The 1,530-nt window shown below is 72.2% G+C and carries 1 protein-coding gene; it reads left to right on the plus strand.

Translation table 11 applies throughout. The features are described 5' to 3' along the window. Positions 1–82 precede the first annotated feature (82 nt). On the plus strand, positions 83–1,423 hold the full coding sequence (locus ACFT55_RS20180; RefSeq protein WP_380245652.1) for a glycoside hydrolase family 125 protein: 1,341 nt from the start codon (positions 83–85) through the stop codon (positions 1,421–1,423). Positions 1,424–1,530 lie beyond the last annotated feature (107 nt).

The raw sequence follows: 1,530 nt of genomic DNA on the forward strand, positions 1-1,530 counted from the left end.
GGCGCGCCACGGGCCCTACGTGTGTCGCTGGTCACCATGACGATGTCTCTGATATGTTCCACCTATTAGATATACCTAAACGATGGAGCGGCTTTTCATGGACCAGGGTGGCCCCACGATGCTCGACGACCGCGTGCTGCAGGAGGTGACCGACCGCGTCGCCGACGCGTTCGACGCCCCGACAGCCGCCGTCTTCGCCGAGGCGATGCGCCGCACCCTGCGCGACGCCGTCGTCCTCGAGCCCGACGGCACGGCGTTCGTGCTCACCGGTGACATCCCCGCGATGTGGCTGCGCGACTGCGCCGCGCAGGTCCGCCCGTACCTGGCGCTGCTGGACCTCGACCCCGGGCTCGGCGACGTCGTCGCCGCCCTCGTGCGGCGGCAGAGCGGCCAGATCCTGCACGACCCGTACGCCAACGCCTTCAACCGCACGCCCGACGGCGCCGGCCACCAGGCCGACCGCACGGCGATGACGCCCTGGGTCTGGGAGCGCAAGTACGAGGTCGACTCGCTCGCCTTCCCCCTCCAGCTCGCGCACCAGCTGTGGCTCGCCACAGGCCGCACGGACCACCTCGACGACACCTTCCGCCAGGCCGCCGAGCTCGTCATCACCACCCTCCGGACCGAGCAGGACCACGACGCACGGTCCACCTACCGGTTCGAGCGCGACGACTGCCCGCCCACCGACACGCTGGTCCGCGACGGCCACGGGTCGCCCGTAGGCGTCACCGGCATGACCTGGAGCGCGTTCCGGCCCAGCGACGACGCCTGCGTCTACCACTACAACGTGCCCGGCAACCTGTTCGCCGCCGCGTCCCTGCGCGACCTCGCCGACCTCGCCCGCGGGCCGCTCGACGACCCCGGGCTCGCCGCCCGGGCCGAGGCGCTCGCGGCCGAGCTGGACGACGCGACCCGCCGCCACGGCGTCGTCGACCACCCCGAGCACGGGCGGATCTTCGCCTACGAGGTCGACGGCCTCGGCCACCGGCTGCTCATGGACGACTCGAACATGCCGAGCCTGCTCTCCCTGCCGCTGACCGGCGGCATCGACGTCGACGACCCGCTCTACGTCGCGACGCGGCGATTCATCTTCAGCGACGACAACCCCACCTACGTGCGCGGCGCGACGGGCGACGGCCTCGGCAGCCCGCACACGCCGCCGCGCTACGTCTGGCCGATCTCCGCCGCGGTCCGGGGCCTGACCTCGACGGACCCGGCCGAGAAGCGCGCCCTCGTCGCGTCGATGCTCGCCGCCAACGCGGCGCGCGGACGGATGAGCGAGTCGTACCACGTCGACCGTCCCGAGGAGTTCACGCGGGAGTGGTTCAGCTGGGCGGACTCGATGTTCTGCGAGCTCGTGCTCGACATCGTCGGCCACCGGGTCCCCGGCGCGGCGACGGACAGGCTCACGCGCACCGCATAGGAGCGGTCGCGCGGATCGGCAAAGGAGGCGGTCAGCATCATGACGGTCACGACAGCGGCGACGGCGCCGCTCGGGCGCGACGAGGCGGCACCACCGCCCGTCAAGCC

It is taken from the genome of Isoptericola sp. NPDC057191 (genome assembly GCF_042670225.1).
GTDB lineage: Bacteria > Actinomycetota > Actinomycetes > Actinomycetales > Cellulomonadaceae > Isoptericola.

Bases quoted from the DNA above. Each gene is read 5' to 3' on its own strand.
- ACFT55_RS20180 (WP_380245652.1), top strand. From the start codon at position 83: ATGGAGCGGCTTTTCATGGACCAGGGTGGCCCCACGATGCTCGACGAC.